This is a genomic window from Amycolatopsis sp. NPDC051045, from assembly GCF_040682955.1.
Classification (GTDB): Bacteria; Actinomycetota; Actinomycetes; order Mycobacteriales; family Pseudonocardiaceae; genus Amycolatopsis.
The window spans coordinates 216291-235879 of sequence record NZ_JBFBCC010000011.1; the positions used below are offsets into that span (position 1 = coordinate 216291).

Here is a 19589-nt window from a genome sequence, read left to right on the forward strand (position 1 = left end):
CCCTGGAGATGTCTATGCCGGCCGGGTCGGATCGAGTCGTCGAAGCACTGCGCGTCGCCGTGCAGGAGAACAAGCAGCTGCGGCGGCAGAACACCACGCTGCTCGCCGCGGCGGCCGAACCGGTCGCCGTCGTCGCCATGAGCTGCCGGTACCCGGGTGGCGTGCAGTCGCCCGAGGACCTGTGGCGGCTCGTCGACGACGGGGTCGACGCCGTCACCGAGTTCCCCGACGGCCGCGGCTGGCCGGAGTCCCCGCACCAGGGCGGCTTCCTGCACCGCGCCGGGGACTTCGACCCCGCCTTCTTCGGCATCTCGCCGCGCGAGGCACTCGCCATGGACCCGCAGCAGCGGATCGTCCTCGAGCTGGCCTGGGAAGCCTTCGAACGCGCCGGCATCGACCCGCGCGAGGTCGAAGGCAGCACCGGCGGTGTCTTCGTCGGCGCCGGGTCCATGGGCTACGGCCGCGGTCTCGCCGCGCTGCCCGACGGCGTCGAGGGCTACCTCGTCACCGGCACCGAATCCTCGGTGATCTCCGGGCGGATCGCCTACTTCTACGGCCTCGAAGGCCCCGCCGTCACCGTCGACACGGCGTGCTCGTCGTCGCTGGTCGCGCTGCACTGGGCGGCTCGGGCGCTGCGGGCGCGGGAGTGCTCCTTCGCTCTCGCCGGCGGCGTCGCCGTGATGGCCACTCCCGGGCTCTACGGCGAGTTCGACCGTCAGGGCGGCCTGGCCTCCGACGGCCGCTGCAAGTCCTTCGCCGAAGCCGCCGACGGTGCCGGGTTCTCCGAAGGCGCCGGGCTCCTCCTGCTCGAACGGCTGTCCGACGCCCGCCGCAACGGCCACGAAGTGCTCGCCGTCATCCGCGGCTCCGCCGTCAACTCCGACGGCGCCTCCAACGGCCTCACCGCCCCCAACGGCCCCTCCCAGCAGCGGGTGATCCGCCAAGCGCTGGAAAACGCCGGCCTGACCACCGACGACATCGACACCGTCGAGGCCCACGGCACCGGCACCGTCCTGGGTGACCCGATCGAAGCCCAGGCGCTGCTGGCCACCTACGGCCGCGAGCGCGCGGGCGACCCGCTGTGGCTCGGCTCGTTCAAGTCGAACGTCGGGCACACGCAGTCCGCCGCCGGCGTCGGCGGGGTCATCAAGACCATCCAGGCCATGCGCCACGGCGTCCTGCCGCGGACCCTGCACGTCGACGCCCCGACGTCCCATGTGGACTGGACGGCCGGCCGGGTCTCGCTGCTGACCGAGCCGCGCCCGTGGCCGGAGACCGGGAAACCCCGCCGGGCCGCCGTTTCCTCGTTCGGCATCAGCGGCACCAACGCGCACGTGATCCTCGAACAGCCCGTCGCGGAGCCGGTCGAAGCGGCCCCGGTCAGCGAGCCACCCGGCTACCTGTGGCCGGTGTCCGGCCGCACCCCGGACGCGCTGCGCGAGCAGGCCGACCGCCTGCTGGCCCACCTCGACGCCCACCCGGAGCACACCCCGCTCGACGTCGCCCACTCCCTGGCCACCACGCGCGTCGCCTTCCCGCACCGGGCCGTGCTCACCGGCACCGGCCGCGGCGAACTGCTGACCGCCCTGCACGCCCTCGCCACGTCGGCTGCCGCGCCCGGGGTGCACACCGGTTCGGCGTTGCACCCCGGCGCGTCGGCGTTCCTGTTCACCGGCCAGGGTTCCCAGCGCGCCGACATGGGCCGGACGCTGAGTTTCCCGGTGTTCACCGAGGCCCGAAACGAGATCCTCGCGCTGCTCGACTTGCCCGGTGAGTCCAGTGTGGACGACACGGAGGTCGCGCAACCCGCGCTGTTCGCCTTCGAAGTCGCGCTCTTCCGCCTGCTGGAATCCCTGGGCGTGCGGCCGGACTTCGTCGCCGGGCACTCCGTCGGCGAGATCGCCGCCGCCCACGTCGCCGGGGTGCTGTCCCTGGATGACGCGGCCAAGCTCGTCCGAGCCCGCGGCCGCCTGATGCAGGCGCTGCCCGCAGGCGGGGCGATGGTCGCGATCCAGGCGTCCGAAGCCGACGTCCTGCCGCTGCTCACCGAAGACGTCTCGATCGCGGCCGTCAACGGCCCGGACGCGGTGGTCGTCTCCGGTGCCGAAGACGCGGTGCTCGCCGTCGCCGCGCCCTTCGAGAAGACCAAGCGGCTCGCGGTGAGCCACGCGTTCCACTCGCCGCTGATGGAGCCGATGCTCGGCGACTTCCGCGCGGTGCTGGAAACGCTGACCTTCGCCGCACCGTCGATCCCGGTGATCGCGGCGGGCGACGTGTCCACACCGGACTACTGGGTGCGGCACGTGCGCGACGCCGTCCGCTACGCCGACACCGTCACCGAGCTGGTTTCCCGCGGCGTCACGACGTTCCTCGAGGTCGGTCCGGACGCCACGCTGTCGGCGATGACCGCCGAGCTGACCGGCCCGGACACCGACTGCATCCCCACCGCCCGTCGCGGCCGCGACGAGACCACGACCCTGCTTTCGGCGCTGGCCCGCTGGCAAGTGCGCGGCGGCGCCTTCGACTGGACGGCCTGGCACGACGGCACCGGCGCCCGCGTCGTCGAGCTGCCCACCTACGCCTTCCAGCGCCGTACCTACTGGCTGGAAGGCGGCGCCGGCGGCGACCTCGGCCAGGTCGGCCTGGACCCGGCCGGGCACCCGTTGCTCGGCGCGGCCGTCGAGCTGCCCGAGTCCGGCGGTTTCCTGTTCGCCGGTGAGCTGTCGGTGCGCCGGCAGGCGTGGCTCGGCCAGCACGAGATCCTCGGCACGAAACTGCTGCCCGGCACGGCGTTCCTGGAACTGGCGGGCCGCGCCGGGGCGCAGGTCGGCTGCGCCCGCGTCGAGGAGCTGACGTTCGCGGCGCCGCTCGTGCTGCCCGCGTCCGGAGGCGTGCGCGTGCAGGTCGTCGCCGGTCCGCCCGCCGAGGACGGCAGCCGCTCGGTCAGCATCCACTCCCAGCAGGACGACGGCTGGGTCCGGCACGCCTTCGGCCGCCTCGGCGTCGGCGGCGCGCCCGCCGCGGTCCTGCCGGGGGAGTGGCCGCCCGCCGGCGCCGAGCCGATCGGGCTGGAAGGTTTCTACGACGGCCTGGCCGAACAGGGACTCGGTTACGGCCCGGCGTTCCGGGGCCTGCGCGCGGCCTGGCGGCTCGGCGACGAGGTGTACGCCGAGGTGGCGCTGCCGCCGGAGCACGAGACCGAGGCCGCGTCGTTCGGCCTGCACCCGGCCCTGCTGGACGCGGTCCTGCACGCCTGCGCGCACCTCGGCCGCGACGGCCTGCCGTTCTCCTGGAGCGGCGTCGGCGTGCAGCCCGCGCACGCCACCACCCTGCGCGCCCGGCTCACCCCGACCGGCGAGAACGCCGTCGCCCTCGCCGTCACCGATCCCGCGGGCACCCCGGTGCTCGCCGCCGACGCGCTGACCTTCCGCCCGGTCGCCGCCGGCGACCTGCGACCGACCCGGCACGAATCGCTCTTCCGTCCCGTGTGGACACCCGCGCCCGCCGTCGCCGTGACGCAGCCGGCCGACGACGCCGATTGGGTGGTCCTCGGCACCGGGCTGGGCTTCGCCACCCCCGCCGTGTTCCCCGACTTGGCCACCGTCCGGATCAGCGCGGACGCCGTCCCGGCCGTCGTGCTCGCCCCCGTCCCGCCCGGCGCGGGCGACGCGGAAGCCGCGCACGCCGCCACGGCCTGGGCCCTCGAACTCCTGCAGTCCTGGATCGCCGAACCGGACTTCGCCCGGTCGCGGCTGGTCTTCGTCACCTCCGGCGCCGTCCCGGCCGCCGACGGCGACACCGCCGACCCGGCCGCCGCGGCGGTCTGGGGCCTGGTCCGCTCGGCGCAGGCCGAACACCCCGACCGCTTCGTGCTCATCGACGTGGATGCGTCGGACAACCTCACCGCGCCGCTGCAGCGCGTCCTCGACTCCGGCGAACCCCAAGCCGCCCTGCGCGACGGCGGGATCGTCCTGCCGCGGCTGGCCCGGCTCCCGGTCGGCGACGGCCCGGCCGCGCACTTCCCGGACGGCGCCACCGTGCTGGTCACCGGGGGCACCGGCGGGCTCGGCGGCCTGGTGGCGAAGCACCTGGTCACCGCGCACGGCGTCCGGAGCCTGCTGCTCGCCGGCCGCCGCGGCCCGGATGCTCCCGGCGCCGAAGAGCTGCGCGCGGAGCTGTCCGCGCTCGGCGCCGACGTCACCATCGCCGCCTGCGACGCCGCCGACCGCGACGCCCTCGCCGCGCTGCTGGCCGCGCACCCGATCGGCGCCGTCGTGCACGCCGCCGGCGTCCTCGACGACGGCGTCGTCGAAACCCTGACCCCCGAGCGCGTCGCGACCGTCTTCCGCGCGAAGGTCGACGCGGCCTGGAACCTGCACGAGCTGACGCGCGACCTCGGCGCGTTCGTCCTGTTCTCCTCGGCCGCCGGCGTGCTCGGCAGCCCCGGGCAGGCCGGCTACGCCGCCGCCAACGCCTTCCTCGACGCCCTCGCCCAGCGCCGCCGCGCCGAGGGGCTGCCCGGCCAGTCCCTGGCCTGGGGTGCGTGGGCCGGGGACGCCGGCATGGCGGCCCGGCTGTCGCAGGCCGACCGTCGCCGGCTCGCCGCGGCCGGCCTGCCCCCGCTCGACCCGGCCCAGGGGCTGGCCCTGTTCGACGCCGCCCTGACCGAAGCCGAACCCGCTCTGCTGCCGATGCGCCTCGACGTCGGCGCCCTGCGCGGCCGCCCGGGTGTCCCGGCGCTGCTGCGCGCCCTGGTGCCCGGTGGTGCCGCCCCGAGCACGAGCCGCGGCCCGGCGACCGCGCTGGCCGAACGGCTCGGCGGGCTCGCCGAGGCCGACCGCGCCCGCGCGCTGGACGACCTCGTCCGCACCGAGGCCGGGTTCGTCCTCGGCTACGCGGCCACCGACACCGTCGACGTCCGCAGCGCGTTCAAGGACCTCGGCTTCGACTCGCTGACCGCCGTCGAGCTGCGCAACCGCCTCGACGCGGTGACCGGGCTTCGCCTGCCCGCCACGCTCGTCTTCGACTACCCGACGCCGGAAGCACTCGCCGCGTACCTCGGCCGGGAGCTGACCGGGACGGTCATCGAGGACGCCTCGGTGACCGTGCGCCCGGTGTCGGACGACCCGATCGTCATCGTCGGCATGGGCTGCCGCTACCCGGGCGGGGTCGGCTCGCCCGAAGACCTGTGGAACCTGGTCGAGAACGGCGTCGACGCGGTGTCGGGCTTCCCGGTCAACCGCGGCTGGGACGTCGAGGGCCTCTACCACCCGGACCCGGACCACCCGGGCACGTCGTACACGCGCCACGGCGGGTTCCTGCACGACGCGGGGGAGTTCGACCCGGCGTTCTTCGGGATGAGCCCGCGCGAAGCCCTCGCCACGGACTCGCAGCAGCGGCTGCTGCTCGAAGTGTCCTGGGAGGCCGTGGAACGCGCGGGGGTGGACCCGGTGTCGCTGCGCGGTTCCCGGACCGGCGTGTTCGTCGGGGTCATGTACTCCGACTACGGGATGCTGCTGCAGGGCAGCCCGGAAGCCGAGGCCTACCAGGGCAACGGCAGCGCGCCGAGCGTCGCGTCCGGCCGGATCGCCTACACGATGGGCCTCGAAGGCCCGACCGTCACCGTCGACACCGCGTGTTCGTCCTCGCTGGTCGCGCTGCACTGGGCCGCCCAGGCCCTGCGGCAGGGGGAGTGCTCCCTCGCGCTGGCCGGCGGCGTCACGGTCATGTCGACGCCCGGTTCGTTCGTCGCTTCCAGCCGTCAGCGCGGCATCGCCGCCGACGGCCGCTGCAAGTCCTTTTCGGACACCGCCGACGGCGTCGGCTGGTCGGAAGGCGCCGGGATCCTCGTCCTGGAACGGATGTCGGACGCGCGCCGCCACGGCCACGAGATCCTCGCCGTCCTGCGCGGGTCCGCCGTCAACTCCGACGGCGCTTCGAACGGCCTGACCGCGCCGAACGGCCCGTCGCAGCAACGCGTGATCCGCCAGGCCCTCGCCGCCGCCGGTCTGTCCACTGCGGACGTCGATGTCGTCGAGGCGCACGGCACCGGCACGACGCTGGGCGACCCGATCGAGGCGCAAGCCCTGCTGGCCACCTACGGCCAGGACCGCGAAACCCCCCTGCTGCTGGGTTCGATCAAGTCCAACATCGGGCACGCGCAGGCCGCCGCGGGCGTCGCCGGGATCATCAAGGTCGTCCAGGCCATGCGCCACGGCACCCTGCCGCGCACCCTGCACGTCACCGAACCCTCGACCCACGTCGAGTGGGCCGCCGGGCACGTCGAGCTGCTCACCGACGCCCGGCCGTGGCCCGCCGAGGCCGGTCGGCGGCGCCGGGCGGGCGTTTCGTCGTTCGGCATCAGCGGCACGAACGCCCACGCGATCATCGAAGAACCACCCGTCGTCATCCCGGCCCGCGACGAAGCCGAGCGCCGGCTGCCGTGCGTCCCGCTGGTGCTCAGCGGCCGCACCCCGGAAGCCCTCCGTGATCAGGCCGCGCGGCTCCGGGACGTCACCGCGGACCTGACGGACTTCGGATACTCCCTGGCCACCACGCGCTCGGCGTTCGACCACCGCGCCGTCGTCTTCACCTCCGAAGGGCTCACCGCGCTCGCCGAAGGACGGCCGTCGCCGCTGGTGATCACGGGTGAGGCGAAGTCGACGCCGAAGGTCGCGTTCGTCTTCACCGGCCAGGGTGCCCAGCGGCCCGGCATGACCCGCGGCCTCTACGACGCCTTCCCGGCGTTCGCCGCCGCCCTCGACGCCGTGCTCGACCGCCTCGACCCGCGGGTCCGCGAAGTCCTGTGGGGCGAAGACGCCGAAGCATTGTCGCAGACCGGATTCGCGCAGCCCGCGTTGTTCGCGGTCGAGGTCGCGCTCGTGCGGCTGCTGTCGGCGTGGGGTGTCCGGCCGGACTTCGTCGGCGGCCACTCCGTCGGCGAGATCGCCGCCGCGCACGTCGCCGGGGTGCTCTCGCTGGACGACGCCTGCACGCTGGTGACCGCCCGCGCGTCGCTCATGCAGGACCTCGAGCCCGGGGGCGCGATGGTCGCCGTCCGTGCCACCGAGGAACAAGTCGCGCCCTACCTGAGCGACGAGGTCGCGCTCGCCGCGGTCAACGGTCCGGACGCGGTCGTGCTGTCCGGGGTGGAAGCCGCCGTGCTCGCCGCCGCGGAGAACTTCAGAGAGACCAAGCGGCTGACCGTGTCGCACGCGTTCCACTCGCCGCTGATGGACCCGATGCTGCCCGCGTTCCGGGACGCCATCGCCGGCGTGACTTTCACCGCGCCGGCCGTGCCGTTCCTGGCCGAGGGCGAGGTCACCGACCCGGAACGCTGGGTCGCGCACGTCCGGGAACCGGTCCGTTTCGCTGACACCGCCGCGCAGCTGCGCGGAGCCGGCCTGATCGTCGAGATCGGCCCGGACGCGGTCCTGTCCGCGATGACCGGCGGCATCCCGGTGGCCCGCCGCGGCCGCGAAGACGTCGCCACTCTGGTCGCCGCGCTGGGGCAGTTGCACGTTTCCGGTGTGCGGATCGACTGGTCCGCCTTCTTCGCCGGGACCGGTGCCCGGCGGGTTCCGTTGCCCACGTACGCGTTCCAGCACGAGTGGTTCTGGCCCTCGGCCGCCGCACCCACCGGCGAGACGGCCGACGCCGAGTTCTGGGCCGCCGTCGATCGGGGTGACGCCGCGGGACTGGCCGCGCGGCTCGACGTCGATGACGCTTCGATGGGTGCCCTGCTGCCCGCGTTGTCGTCCTACCGCCGTTCGCGCCACGAAGAGTCCGTTGTGGACAGATGGCGGTACAAGGCCACCTGGGTCCCGGTCACCGCGACCCGCCCGGGCCGCGGGTCCTGGCTCGTGGTCGTCCCGGCCGCGCTCGCCGACGACCCGTGGGTCACCACCGTCGCCGGGTACTTCGACGGCGAGCCCTTGATCTTCGACGACACGATCGGCGACCGCCTGCGCGACCGCGACTTCGACCACGTGCTGTCCCTGCTGGCCTTGGACGAAACCGGCTTCCCGGGTGTCCCGGCCGGCCTCACCGCCACGGCCACGCTGCTGCAGTCCCTCGGGAACACCCCGCTGTGGTCCGTGACCCGCGAAGCCGTCGCCGTCTCGCCCGGCGACCCGGTCGGCCGACCCGTGCAGGCCGCCGTCTGGGGGCTGGGCCGCGCCGCCGCGCTCGAACTCCCCCAGCGCTGGGGCGGGCTCGTCGACCTGCCCGGCGAGCTGGACGCCGAGGTCCCGCGCCGCCTCGCCGCCGCGCTCACCGGCGCCGACGGCGAAGACCAGCTCGCGATCCGCGCGGCCGGGCTGTTCGGCCGCCGGATCGTCGCCGCGTCCCCGGCCCCGGGCCGCGCCCCCGAACCCGGCGACGGAACCACCCTCATCACCGGCGGCACCGGCGCGCTCGGCGCCGAGACCGCCCGCCGCCTGGCGAAGGCCGGGCGCGCGCACCTGGTGCTGCTCAGCCGCCGTGGTCCCGAAGCTCCGGGCGCGGACGAACTCCGCGAGGAGCTGACCGCGCTCGGCGCCGACGTGACGATCACCGCCTGCGACGTCACCGATCGGGACGCCCTCGCCGCCGTGCTCGCCGAGATACCCGACCTGACCGACGTCGTGCACACCGCCGGCGTCCTCGACGACGGCGTCCTCGACACCCTCACCCCGGACCGGTTCGAGGCCGGGTACCGCGCCAAGGTCACCGCTGCCGTCCACCTCCACGAGCTGACCACCGACCTGCGGAGCTTCGTGCTGTTCTCGTCCGTCGCGGGAACCTTCGGCTCGGCCGGCCAAGCCGCCTACGCGGCGGCGAACGCGACCCTCGACGCGCTCGCCGAGCACCGCCGCGGTCTCGGCCTGCCCGCGACGTCGATCGCGTGGGGCCCGTGGGCGGGCGGCGGCATGCTCGCCGCCGATCCCGCCGTCGCCGACCGCGCCCGCCGAGGCGGCCTCAACCCCCTCGATCCCGAGCGCGCGGGTGCCGCGCTGGACCGGGCCCAGGCGGACACCACCGTCGTCGTCGCCGACATCGACTGGACCCGCTACGCGCAGGTGCTGCGCCGCAGCCCGCTGCTCAGCGGCATCCCCGCGGCCGCGCGCCCCGAGGCCCCGCGCGGCGACGAACAGCTGCGCGCGCGGCTCGCCGCCGTCCCCGAGCACGACCGGTTCGACTTCCTGCTCGGGCTGCTGCTGGAGCAGGTCGCGCTCGTCCTCGGCCACAGCGGCACCGGGGGAGTGGCCCCCGACCGCGCGTTCCGCGACCTCGGGTTCGACTCGCTCACCGCTGTCGAGCTGCGCAACGTCGTCGCCCTGGCGACCGGGCTCGACCTGCCGCCCTCGCTGGTGTTCGACCACCCGACCCCGGAAATCCTCACCCGCCACCTGCTGGGCGAGCTGGCCGGGACCCTCGCCGAAGCCGCCGCGCCGGTGCGCGCCGCCGCCGACGACGACCCGATCGTCATCGTCGGCATCGGCTGCCGCTTCCCCGGCGGCGTCCGCGGACCCGAGGACTTCTGGCGGCTCCTCGCCGGCGGCGGCGACGGCATCGCCGGCTTCCCCGAAGACCGCGGCTGGGACCTCGCCACGCTGGCCTCGGGTTACGAGTTCGCGCTCACCGGCGGGTTCCTCGACGGCGTCACTGACTTCGACGCCGGCTTCTTCGGCATTTCTCCGCGTGAAGCGATGGCGATGGACCCGCAGCAACGGCTGTTGCTCGAAGTGTCCTGGGAGGCACTCGAACGCGCCGGGATCGACCCGGCGACGCTGCACGGCGGCGACACCGGCGTGTTCGTCGGCACCAACGGCCAGGACTACGCGAACCTGCTCGCCACCTCCGGCGAAGACGTCCAGGGCCACCTGGCCACCGGCACCACCGCGAGCGTCCTGTCCGGGCGGCTGTCCTACACGCTCGGGCTGGAAGGCCCGTCGGTGACCGTCGACACCGCCTGCTCGTCGTCGATGGTCGCACTGCACTGGGCTGCCCAGGCCCTGCGCCGCGGTGAGTGCACGACCGCGCTGGCCGGTGGGGTCACCGTCATGGCCACCCCGAACTCCTTCGCGGAGTTCGCTCGCCAGGGCGGCCTCGCCGCCGACGGCCGCTGCAAGCCGTTCGCCGACGGCGCCGACGGCACCGGCTGGTCCGAAGGCGCCGGGATCCTCGTCGTCGAACGCCTGTCGACGGCGCGGGAGCAAGGCCACCCGGTGCTCGCCGTGGTCCGCGGCACCGCCGTCAACTCCGACGGCGCGTCCAACGGCCTCACCGCCCCCAACGGGCCCGCCCAGCAACGCGTGATCCGCCAGGCGCTCGCCGACGCCGGATTGTCCACTTCGGACGTCGACGCGGTGGAGGCGCACGGCACCGGCACGGTGCTCGGCGACCCGATCGAAGCCCAGGCCCTGCTGGCCACCTACGGCCGTGACCGCGACGGCGAGCCGCTGTGGCTCGGCGCCGTCAAGTCCAACCTCGGCCACACCCAGGCCGCGGCCGGCGTCGCCGGGATCATCAAGATGGTCCTCGCGCTGCGCCACGGCGAACTGCCGAAGACCCTGCACGTCGACGAGCCGTCGAGCCGCGTCGACTGGACCGCGGGCGAGGTCCGGGTGCTCACCGAGCACCGCGCCTGGCCGGAGTCCGGGCGCCCGCGGCGCGCCGGTGTCTCGTCGTTCGGGCTGAGCGGCACCAACGCGCACGCGATCCTGGAGGAGGCCCCGGCGGTCGAGCACGCCGTCGCCGAGGAGCCCGCGACCGCGCCGCTGCTGCTGTCCGCCCGCACACCGCAGGCCCTGTCCGCCCAGGCCCGGCAACTGCACGCGCTGATCAGCGACCGCGCGCCCGCCGGGCTCGCCCGGGCGCTCGCCACCACCCGCACCGCCTTCCCGTACCGCGCGGCGATCGTCGGCGACCCCTTGGCCGAACTGGCCGCGCTCGCCGAGACGCCCACCGGGACCCCCGCGCGGACCCGGGCCAAGACCGCGTTCGTCTTCGCCGGGCAGGGTGCGCAGGGGCCGGGCATGGGAGCCGAGCTGTACCGGCGCTTCCCCGCGTTCGCCGAAGCCTTCGACGCCGTGTGCGCCCACCTGGACCCGCTGCTGGACCTGCCGCTGCGGGAGGTCGTCTTCGCCGAGGACGGCACGCTGCTGGACCGCACCGACTGGACGCAACCGGCGACGTTCGCCCTCGGCGTCGCGCAGTACCGGCTGCTGGAGTCGTTCGGGGTCACGCCGTCCTGGCTCGCCGGGCACTCGGCCGGCGAGATCGCCGCCGCGCACGTCGCCGGAGTCCTCTCCCTGGAGGACGCCTGCACGCTGGTCGCCGCCCGCGGCCGCCTGATGGCCGCGCTCCCGGCCGGCGGCACGATGGCCGCGGTCCGCGCGCCCGAAACGCAAGTCCGTGAGTGCTTGGTGGACGGCGTGACGATCGCCGCGGTCAACGGGCCCGCCGCGGTCGTGGTCGCGGGCCCCGAAGCCGCCGTCACCCGGACCACCGACGCGCTCACCGAAGCCGGGCACCACGTCCGCCGGCTCGCCGTCAGCCACGCCTTCCACTCGCCGTTGATGGACCCGATGCTCGAAGACTTCGCCGCGGTGCTGGCGGGCCTGGAGTTCGGCGAGGCACGGCTGCCGATCATCTCGACCGTGACCGGCGAACTCGCCGACCTGCGCACGCCGGAGTACTGGATCGGGCACGTCCGCGAGCCCGTCCGCTTCGCCGACGCCGTGCGCGTGCTCGGCGAGCAGGACGCCGCCGCCGTCGTCGAACTGGGTCCGGACGGGTCGCTGTCCGCCGCCGCGAGCGAAGTCCTCGGCTCCGCCGTCGCCTGCGTCCCGCTGCTGCGCCGCGACCAGCTTGAGGAGACCGCCTTCGTGACGGCGCTGGGCCGTCTGCACGTGGCCGGGGTGCGGGTCGGCTGGCCCGTGTTCTTCGGTCCCGCCGGCGGCCCCGGCCCGGACCTGCCGACCTACCCGTTCCAGCGGGAACGCCACTGGCCGCGCACCTCCGGCGCGGTGCCGGGCGACCTCGGCTCGGTGGGTCTCGACGTCGCCCGGCACCCGCTGCTCGGCGCGGGCGTCGAGCTGCCCGACTCCGGCGGGTTCCTGTTCACCGCCCGGCTCTCACTGCGCACGCAGCCGTGGCTGGCCGACCACTTCGTGCTCGGCGCGGCCCTGCTGCCCGGCACCGCCTACCTCGACCTCGCGATCCGCGCCGCCGACCGCGCGGGCTGCGACCGCGTCGACGAACTGACCCTCGAAGTGCCCCTGGTCCTGCCGGCCGAAGGCGCGGTGCGGCTGCAGGTCGTCGTCGGCCCGGCCGGTCCCGCGGGCGACCGCTCCCTGGCCGTGTACTCCAGCCCGGACGGCGGGGGCGAGCAGCCGTGGACCCGGCACGCCAGCGGCCGCCTCGGCACCGGCACCACTTCGCCGGGCGACTCGGCCGCCTGGCCGCCGCCTGAGGCCGAGGCCGTGGCCCTGGACGGGTTCTACGAGCGGCTCGCCTCGGGCGGGTTCGCCTACGGGCCGCTGTTCCGCGGGCTCAAAGCCGTCTGGCGCACCCCCGAGGCGGTGTTCGCCGACGTCGTGCTGCCCGAGGAGGCCGAGCGGGACGCGGCGGCCTTCGGGCTGCACCCGGCGCTGCTGGACGCGGTCCTGCACGCCGCCGAGCACGCCGGGCTGACCGATGTGGACGGTGGGCGGCTGCCGTTCGCGTGGAGCGACGTCACGCTGCACGCGGGCGGCGCGGCGGTCGTGCGGGCCAAGCTGACCCGGCGCGGCGAGGACTCCGTCGCCATCGAACTGCGCGACGCGGCCGGTGACCCGGTCGCCACGGTCGGCTCCCTCGTGCTGCGCCCCGCGGTCCCGGCCCGGACCCGGCCCGTCGACTCGCTGTACCGGCTGGACTGGGTCGCGGTCCCACGGCCGGCCGAGGAAGCCGACTTCGCCGTCCACCACGTTCCTGCCGGCGGACCGGCGGGGGTGCGTACCGTGACTGCCGACGCGCTCGCGGTGCTCCAGTCCTCCGAGGACTCCCGGCTGGTTTTCGTCACGAACGGAATGGACGATCCCGCCGCCGCGGCCGTCTGGGGTCTCGTGCGCTCCGCGCAGCGCGAGCACCCGGGCCGGTTCTTCCTGGCCGACGTGGACGGCAACCCGGAGTCGATCGCGGCCCTGCCCGCCGTGGTGGCCTCCGGGGAGCCGCAGGCGATCGTGCGAGACGGCGAAATCAGCGTCGCCCGCATCGCCCGAGTCTCGCCTGGCGACAGTGTTCCGCCGCGGTGGGACGAAGGGACCGTGCTCATCACCGGCGGCACCGGCGGCCTCGGCGCCACGCTGGCCCGCCACCTGGTGACCACCCACGGCGCCCGGCGGCTGCTGCTGGTCAGCCGCCGCGGGCCGGATGCCCCCGGCGCGGCCGAACTGGTCGCCGAGCTGACCGCGGCCGGCGCCGAGGTCGACGTCGCCGCGGCGGACGTCGCCGACCGCGCCGAACTGGCCCGCGTGCTGGGCGGCGTCACGCTGTCCGCCGTCGTGCACACCGCCGGCGTCCTCGACGACGGCATCCTCGGCTCGCTGACCCCCGACCGGCTCGACACCGTGCTGGCGCCCAAGTTCGACGCCGCCTGGCACCTCGACGAGCTGACCCGCGACCTCGACCTGGCCGCGTTCGTCGTCTACTCCTCGGTCGCCGGCACCTTCGGCGCGGCCGGGCAGGCCAACTACACCGCGGCCAACGCGGCCGTCGACGCTCTCGTCCGGCGCCGCCGGGCCCGCGGGCAGAAGGCGCTGTCGCTCGGCTGGGGGGCGTGGTCGCGGGCGGGCGGCATGACCGCCACCCTCACCGACGCCGACCTGCGGCGGATGGCTGCCACCGGCCTGCCCGCGCTCGAACCGGACCACGCCCTGACCCTGTTCGACGCGGCCTGCGCGGCCGGTCTCGACACGGTGTTGCCGGTCCGCCTCGACTTCGCCGCACTCAGCGCGCAGCCCGAGGTCACGCACCTGCTGCGCGGCCTGGTCCGCACCCCCGCCCGGCAGACCGCGGCCAACCTGCCACGGCTCGACGGCCCGCTGCTCGGCCGCACCGGAGCCGAACGGTCCCGTGCCGTGCTCGACCTCGTCCGCGCGCAGGTCGCCGCCGTGCTCGGGCACTCCGGCACCGCCGGCGTGGCCGCCGACCGGCCGTTCCGCGAGCTGGGCTTCGACTCGCTCACCGCGGTCGAGCTGCGCAACCGGCTCGACGCGGCCACCGGGTTGCGGCTGCCCGCCACGCTCACCTTCGACTACCCGACCCCGGCCGAGCTGACCGCGTTCCTGCTGGGCGAGATCGCCGGCGAGGCCGACGTTCCCGAGCAGGTCACCGCGGCCGCCGCCGTCGACGGCGACCCGGTCGTCATCGTCGGCATGGGCTGCCGCTACCCGGGCGGCGTCGGCTCGCCGGAAGACCTCTGGACCCTCGTCGAGCGGGGCGTCGACGCCGTCACCGACTTCCCGGCCAACCGCGGCTGGGACGTCGACGGTCTCTACCACCCGGACCCCGACCACCCGGGCACGTCCTACACCCGCAGCGGCGGGTTCCTGCACGAGGCGGGGGAGTTCGACCCGGCGTTCTTCGGGATGAGCCCGCGCGAAGCCCTCGCGACCGACTCGCAGCAGCGGCTGCTGCTGGAGGTCTCCTGGGAAGCCGTCGAGCGGACCGGCGTCGACCCGCGTTCGCTGCGCGGTTCCCGGACCGGCGTGTTCGTCGGGGTCATGTACTCCGACTACGGGATGCTGCTGCAGGGCAGCCCGGACACCGAGGGTTACCAGGGAAACGGCAGCGCGCCGAGCGTCGCCTCCGGCCGCGTCGCCTACGCGTTCGGCCTGGAAGGCCCCACCCTGACCGTCGACACGGCGTGTTCGTCATCGCTCGTCGCCCTGCACCTCGCGGCCCGTGCCCTGCAGAACGGGGAGTGCTCGCTGGCCCTCGCCGGCGGCGTCACGGTCATGTCGACGCCGAGCACGTTCATCGGCTTCAGCCGCCAGCGCGGCCTGTCCGCCGACGGCCGCTGCAAGTCCTTTTCGGACAGCGCCGACGGCGTCGGCTGGTCCGAAGGCGCCGGAATCCTCGTCCTGGAGCGGATGTCCGACGCGAAGCGCAACGGCCACGAGATCCTCGCGGTCGTCCGCGGCAGCGCGGTCAACTCCGACGGCGCGTCCAACGGCCTCACCGCCCCCAACGGCCCGGCTCAGCAACGCGTGATCCGCCAGGCACTGGCGGCGTCCGGACTGTCCACATCGGACATCGACGTCGTCGAGGCGCACGGCACCGGCACCACGCTGGGTGACCCGATCGAGGCGCAGGCCCTGCTGGCCACCTACGGCCGGGACCGTGCCGAGGGCGAGCCGCTGCTGCTCGGGTCGATCAAGTCGAACCTCGGCCACACCCAGGCCGCGTCCGGCGTCGCCGGGATCATCAAGATGGTGCAGGCCATGCGGACCGGCTCGCTGCCGCGCACCCTGCACGTCACCGAGCCGTCCACGCACGTCGACTGGGCGAGCGGCGCGATCGAGCTGCTCACCGAGCCGCGGGCCTGGCCCGACCGCGGCCGCCCGCGCCGCGCCGCGGTGTCGTCGTTCGGCATCAGCGGCACCAACGCCCACACCGTGCTCGAAGCCCCGCCGGTCGTCCCGGTGCCGCCGCGGCCCGAGCCGGCGCCGTCGGTGGTGGCCTGGCCGCTGTCCGGCCGGACCCCGGAAGCGGTGCGGGATCAGGCGTCCCGGCTGCTCACGCACCTCGCCGGGCACCGCGGGGCGAGCGCGACGGACATCGGGTTCGCCCTGGCCATCACCCGGACCCAGTTCGCCGAACGCGCGGTCGTCACCGGCGAAACCCGCACCGAACTCGAGACCCGCCTGGAGGTGCTGGCCCGCGGCGGCAGCGTCGCCGGGCTGGTCACCGGGACGGCGGGGGAGCAGGTGCCCGCGTTCCTCTTCGCCGGCCAGGGCAGCCAGCGCGCCGGGATGGGCCGCGACCTCTACGCGCGCTTCCCCGTCTTCGCCGAGGCCCTCGACACCGTGCTCGCGCGGCTCGACCGGGAGCTGGATCGCCCGCTGCGGGAACTGCTCTTCGCCGACGAAGCCGCCGCGCTCGACCAGACGCAGTACGCGCAGCCCGCGCTGTTCGCCTTCGAAGTCGCGCTGTACCACCTGGTCCGTTCGTGGGGCCTGACGCCGGAGTACCTGGCCGGGCACTCGATCGGCGAGATCGCCGCCGCGCACGTCGCCGGGGTGTTCACCCTCGACGACGCCTGCACGCTGGTCGCCGCCCGCGGCCGGCTCATGCAGCAGCTGCCCGAAGGCGGCGCGATGATCGCCGTGCAGGCCACCGAGGACGAGGTCCGGCCGCTGCTGGCCGGCTGCGAGGACGAAGTCGCGCTGGCCGCGGTCAACGGCCCGGCCTCGGTCGTCGTCTCCGGGGCCGCCGGCCGCGTCGAGGAGATCGCCGCGCACTTCGCCGCCGACGGCCGCAAGACCCGGCGGCTGCGCGTCAGCCACGCCTTCCACTCCCCGCTGATGACCCCGATGCTCGACGACTTCCGCAAGGTCGTGGCCGGGCTCACCGCCGCGGCGCCGGCGTTGCCGATCGTCTCGACGGTCACCGGCGACCTGGTCACCGCCGAGACCCTGGCCTCGGCCGACCACTGGGTGGAGCAGGTCTGGCGGCCGGTGCTGTTCGGTCCGGCCGTCCGGCGGCTGACCGAACTGGGCGTCACGGCGTTCGCCGAGCTCGGGCCCGACGCCACGGTGACCGCGATGGCCGCGGAATCCCTGGACACCGGCCGGGTCGCCGTTCCGTTCCTGCGCCGCGACCGGGCCGAAACCGACGCGGTCGCCGAGGCCCTCGGCCGGCTGCACGTGTCCGGCGTCGCCCTCGACTGGCCGGCGGTGTTCGGCCCGGTCGCGCGGGTCGTGCCGCTGCCCACCTACGCCTTCCAGCACCAGTGGATCTGGCCGGGCGGTGGGCCGGCCCCGGCCGGCGACGTCGCCGCGGCCGGGCTCTGGGCCGCCGGGCACCCCCTGGTCGGCGCTGCGGTCGAGCTGCCGGACTCGGGCGGCCTGCTGTTCACCGGGCGACTGTCGCTCGCCGCGCAGCCGTGGCTGGCCGGGCACACCGTCGGCGGGGCCGTGGTGGTCCCCGGGACGGCGCTGCTGGAGCTGGCCGTGCGCGCCGGCGACCAGGCCGGCTGCCCGCGCGTCGACGAGCTCACCCTGGAAGCCCCGCTGGTCGTCCCGGACGGCGGCCGGGTCGTCGTCCAGGTCGCGGTCAGCGCCGCCGGGGAGGACGGCGCCCGCACCCTGCGCGTCTACTCCCGCGACGACGGCGAGCCGGGCGCGGACTGGACGCGGCACGCGAGCGGCACGCTCGTGCCCGCGATCGACGAGCCCGTCGCCGCTGTGGGCGAGTGGCCACCCGCCGGTGCGGAAGCCGTCGACCTCAACGGCTTTTACGACACGATGGCCGACCGCGGCCTCGGGTACGGCCCGATGTTCCAGGGCCTGACCCGGGCGTGGCGGCACGGCGACGACGTCTACGCCGAGGTCGCGCTGGCCGAGGACGACCACGACGCCGCCGCGCAGTTCGTCGTCCACCCCGCCCTGCTGGATTCCGCGCTGCACGCGGCTTCGCTGCTGGACGTGGGCGGCGGCCTGCCGTTCAGCTGGTCCGGCGCCGCGTTCCTGGCCTCCGGCGCGACGAGCCTGCGGGTCCGCCTCACGCCGGTCGACGGCGCGGTCGAGGTCACCGCGACCACGCCGGACGGCACCCCGGTCGTCGCGGTCCGCTCCCTGGCCCTGCGGGCCGTGCCCACGCTGACCGCTCCGGCACCGACTGGCTATCAGCTCACGTGGCCGTTGCTGCCCGAAGCCCCGGTGCCTGCCGAAGTCCCCCCGGTGACGCTGCTCAGCGTTCCCCCCGCCGACGGACCGGTCCCGGCCGCCGTCCGCACTGCGACGGCCCAGGTGCTGGCGGACGTCCAGCGTGCCCTCGCCGAAGAGCCGACACTCGTCGTGCTCACGCGCAACGGCGTCGCCGTCGAACCCACCGAGCACGTCGACCTCGCCCACGCCACCGTCTGGGGCCTGCTGCGCGCGGCCCAGCTGGAGAACCCGGGCCGGATCGTCCTCGTCGACTCGGACACCGGCGAGGTCCCCGAGACCGCCATCGCGGGTGCCCTGGCCGCAGGCGAACCCCAGGTCGCGCTGCGCGCGGGCAAGCTCCACACCGCCCGCCTGACCCCGGCACTTTCCCGGGAGAGCGACGCGTCCTGGGATCCGGACGGGACCGTGCTCATCACCGGCGGGACCGGCGGGCTGGGGGCGACCTTCGCCCGGCACCTCGCCGGACGCGGGGTGCGGAACCTGCTGTTGCTCGGCCGCCGCGGCGACGCGGCTCCCGGTGCCGCGGACCTCGTCGCCGAGCTGGCGAAACTGGGTGCCCAAGCCCGGGTTGTCGCCTGCGACGTCAGCGACCGCGACGCGCTCGCGAAGGTCCTGGACACAGTCGAGCTGACCGCGGTCGTGCACGCGGCCGGTGTCCTCGACGACGGTGTCCTCGGAGCCCTGGACCCGGAGCGCCTGGACACCGTGTTCGCGCCCAAGGTCGACGCGGCCTGGCACCTGCACGAGCTGACCGCCGGCCACGACCTCGCCGCGTTCGTGCTGTTCTCCTCGATCGCGGGCACGCTCGGCGCGGCCGGCCAGGGCAACTACGCCGCCGCCAACGCGTTCCTCGACGCGCTCGCCCACCAGCGGGCCGCCGAGGGCAAGGCCGCGGTCTCGATCGCCTGGGGCGCCTGGAACTCCGGCAGCGGCATGACCGGCACGCTCACCGACGCCGAACTGGCCCGGATGCACCGCTCCGGCCTGCCCCCACTGTCCACTGAGGACGGAATCGCGCTCTTCGACGCCGCACTGGGCAGCAACGTCCCGGCGATCGCGGCCCTGCGGCTCGACCTCGCCGTGCTGCGCGGCCAGGATCCGCTGCTGCCCGCCCTGCGCGGTCTCGTCACCGCGGCGCCGAAGCGGGCCGCGGCCGTCGAACCCGGTGGTGACCTGGCCGCCCGGCTGGCGCCACTGCCGGTCGAGGAACGGCTCCCGGTCACCGTCGGCCTGGTCGGCAAGCAGGTGGAAGCCGTACTCGGGCACGACGGGACGGTCGGCGCCGACGTCAGCTTCACCGACCTCGGGTTCGACTCGCTGACGTCGGTGGAGCTGCGCAACCGCCTGGAGGCGCGCACCGGGCTGCGGCTGCCCGCGACGCTGGTGTTCGACCACCCGACGATCACCCGGGTCGCCGGATTCCTCGTCGCGTCCGCGCTCGGGGACGGCGCGGCGGCCCGCCCGGCCCTGGCCGAAATCGAAAAGCTGGAAAACCTGCTGTCGGCCGTCGCCTCCGACGACGACGCGCGCGCCGCGATCACCGTGCGGCTGCAAGCGCTGCTCGTCCAGTGGACCGGGCCCGGCGACGCGGGCGAAGCCCCGGCCGCCGACGAGCTCGGCGCCGACGAGCTCTTCGCGTTCATCGACAACGACTTGGGGGTGAAGTGACCC

1 protein-coding gene is annotated in these 19589 nt (G+C 75.2%); it reads left to right on the forward strand.

Translation table 11 applies throughout. The annotated features are described in order from the left end of the window. Positions 1-14 precede the first annotated feature (14 nt). The gene (locus tag AB0M80_RS25785) at positions 15-19586 is read left to right on the forward strand and encodes a type I polyketide synthase (protein WP_364569730.1); all 19572 of its coding nucleotides are present in this window, start codon (positions 15-17) and stop codon (positions 19584-19586) included. Positions 19587-19589 lie beyond the last annotated feature (3 nt).

Excerpts from the sequence above, each read along its gene's own strand:
- AB0M80_RS25785 (WP_364569730.1), top strand. The coding sequence starts at position 15 with ATGCCGGCCGGGTCGGATCGAGTCGTCGAAGCACTGCGCGTCGCCGTG.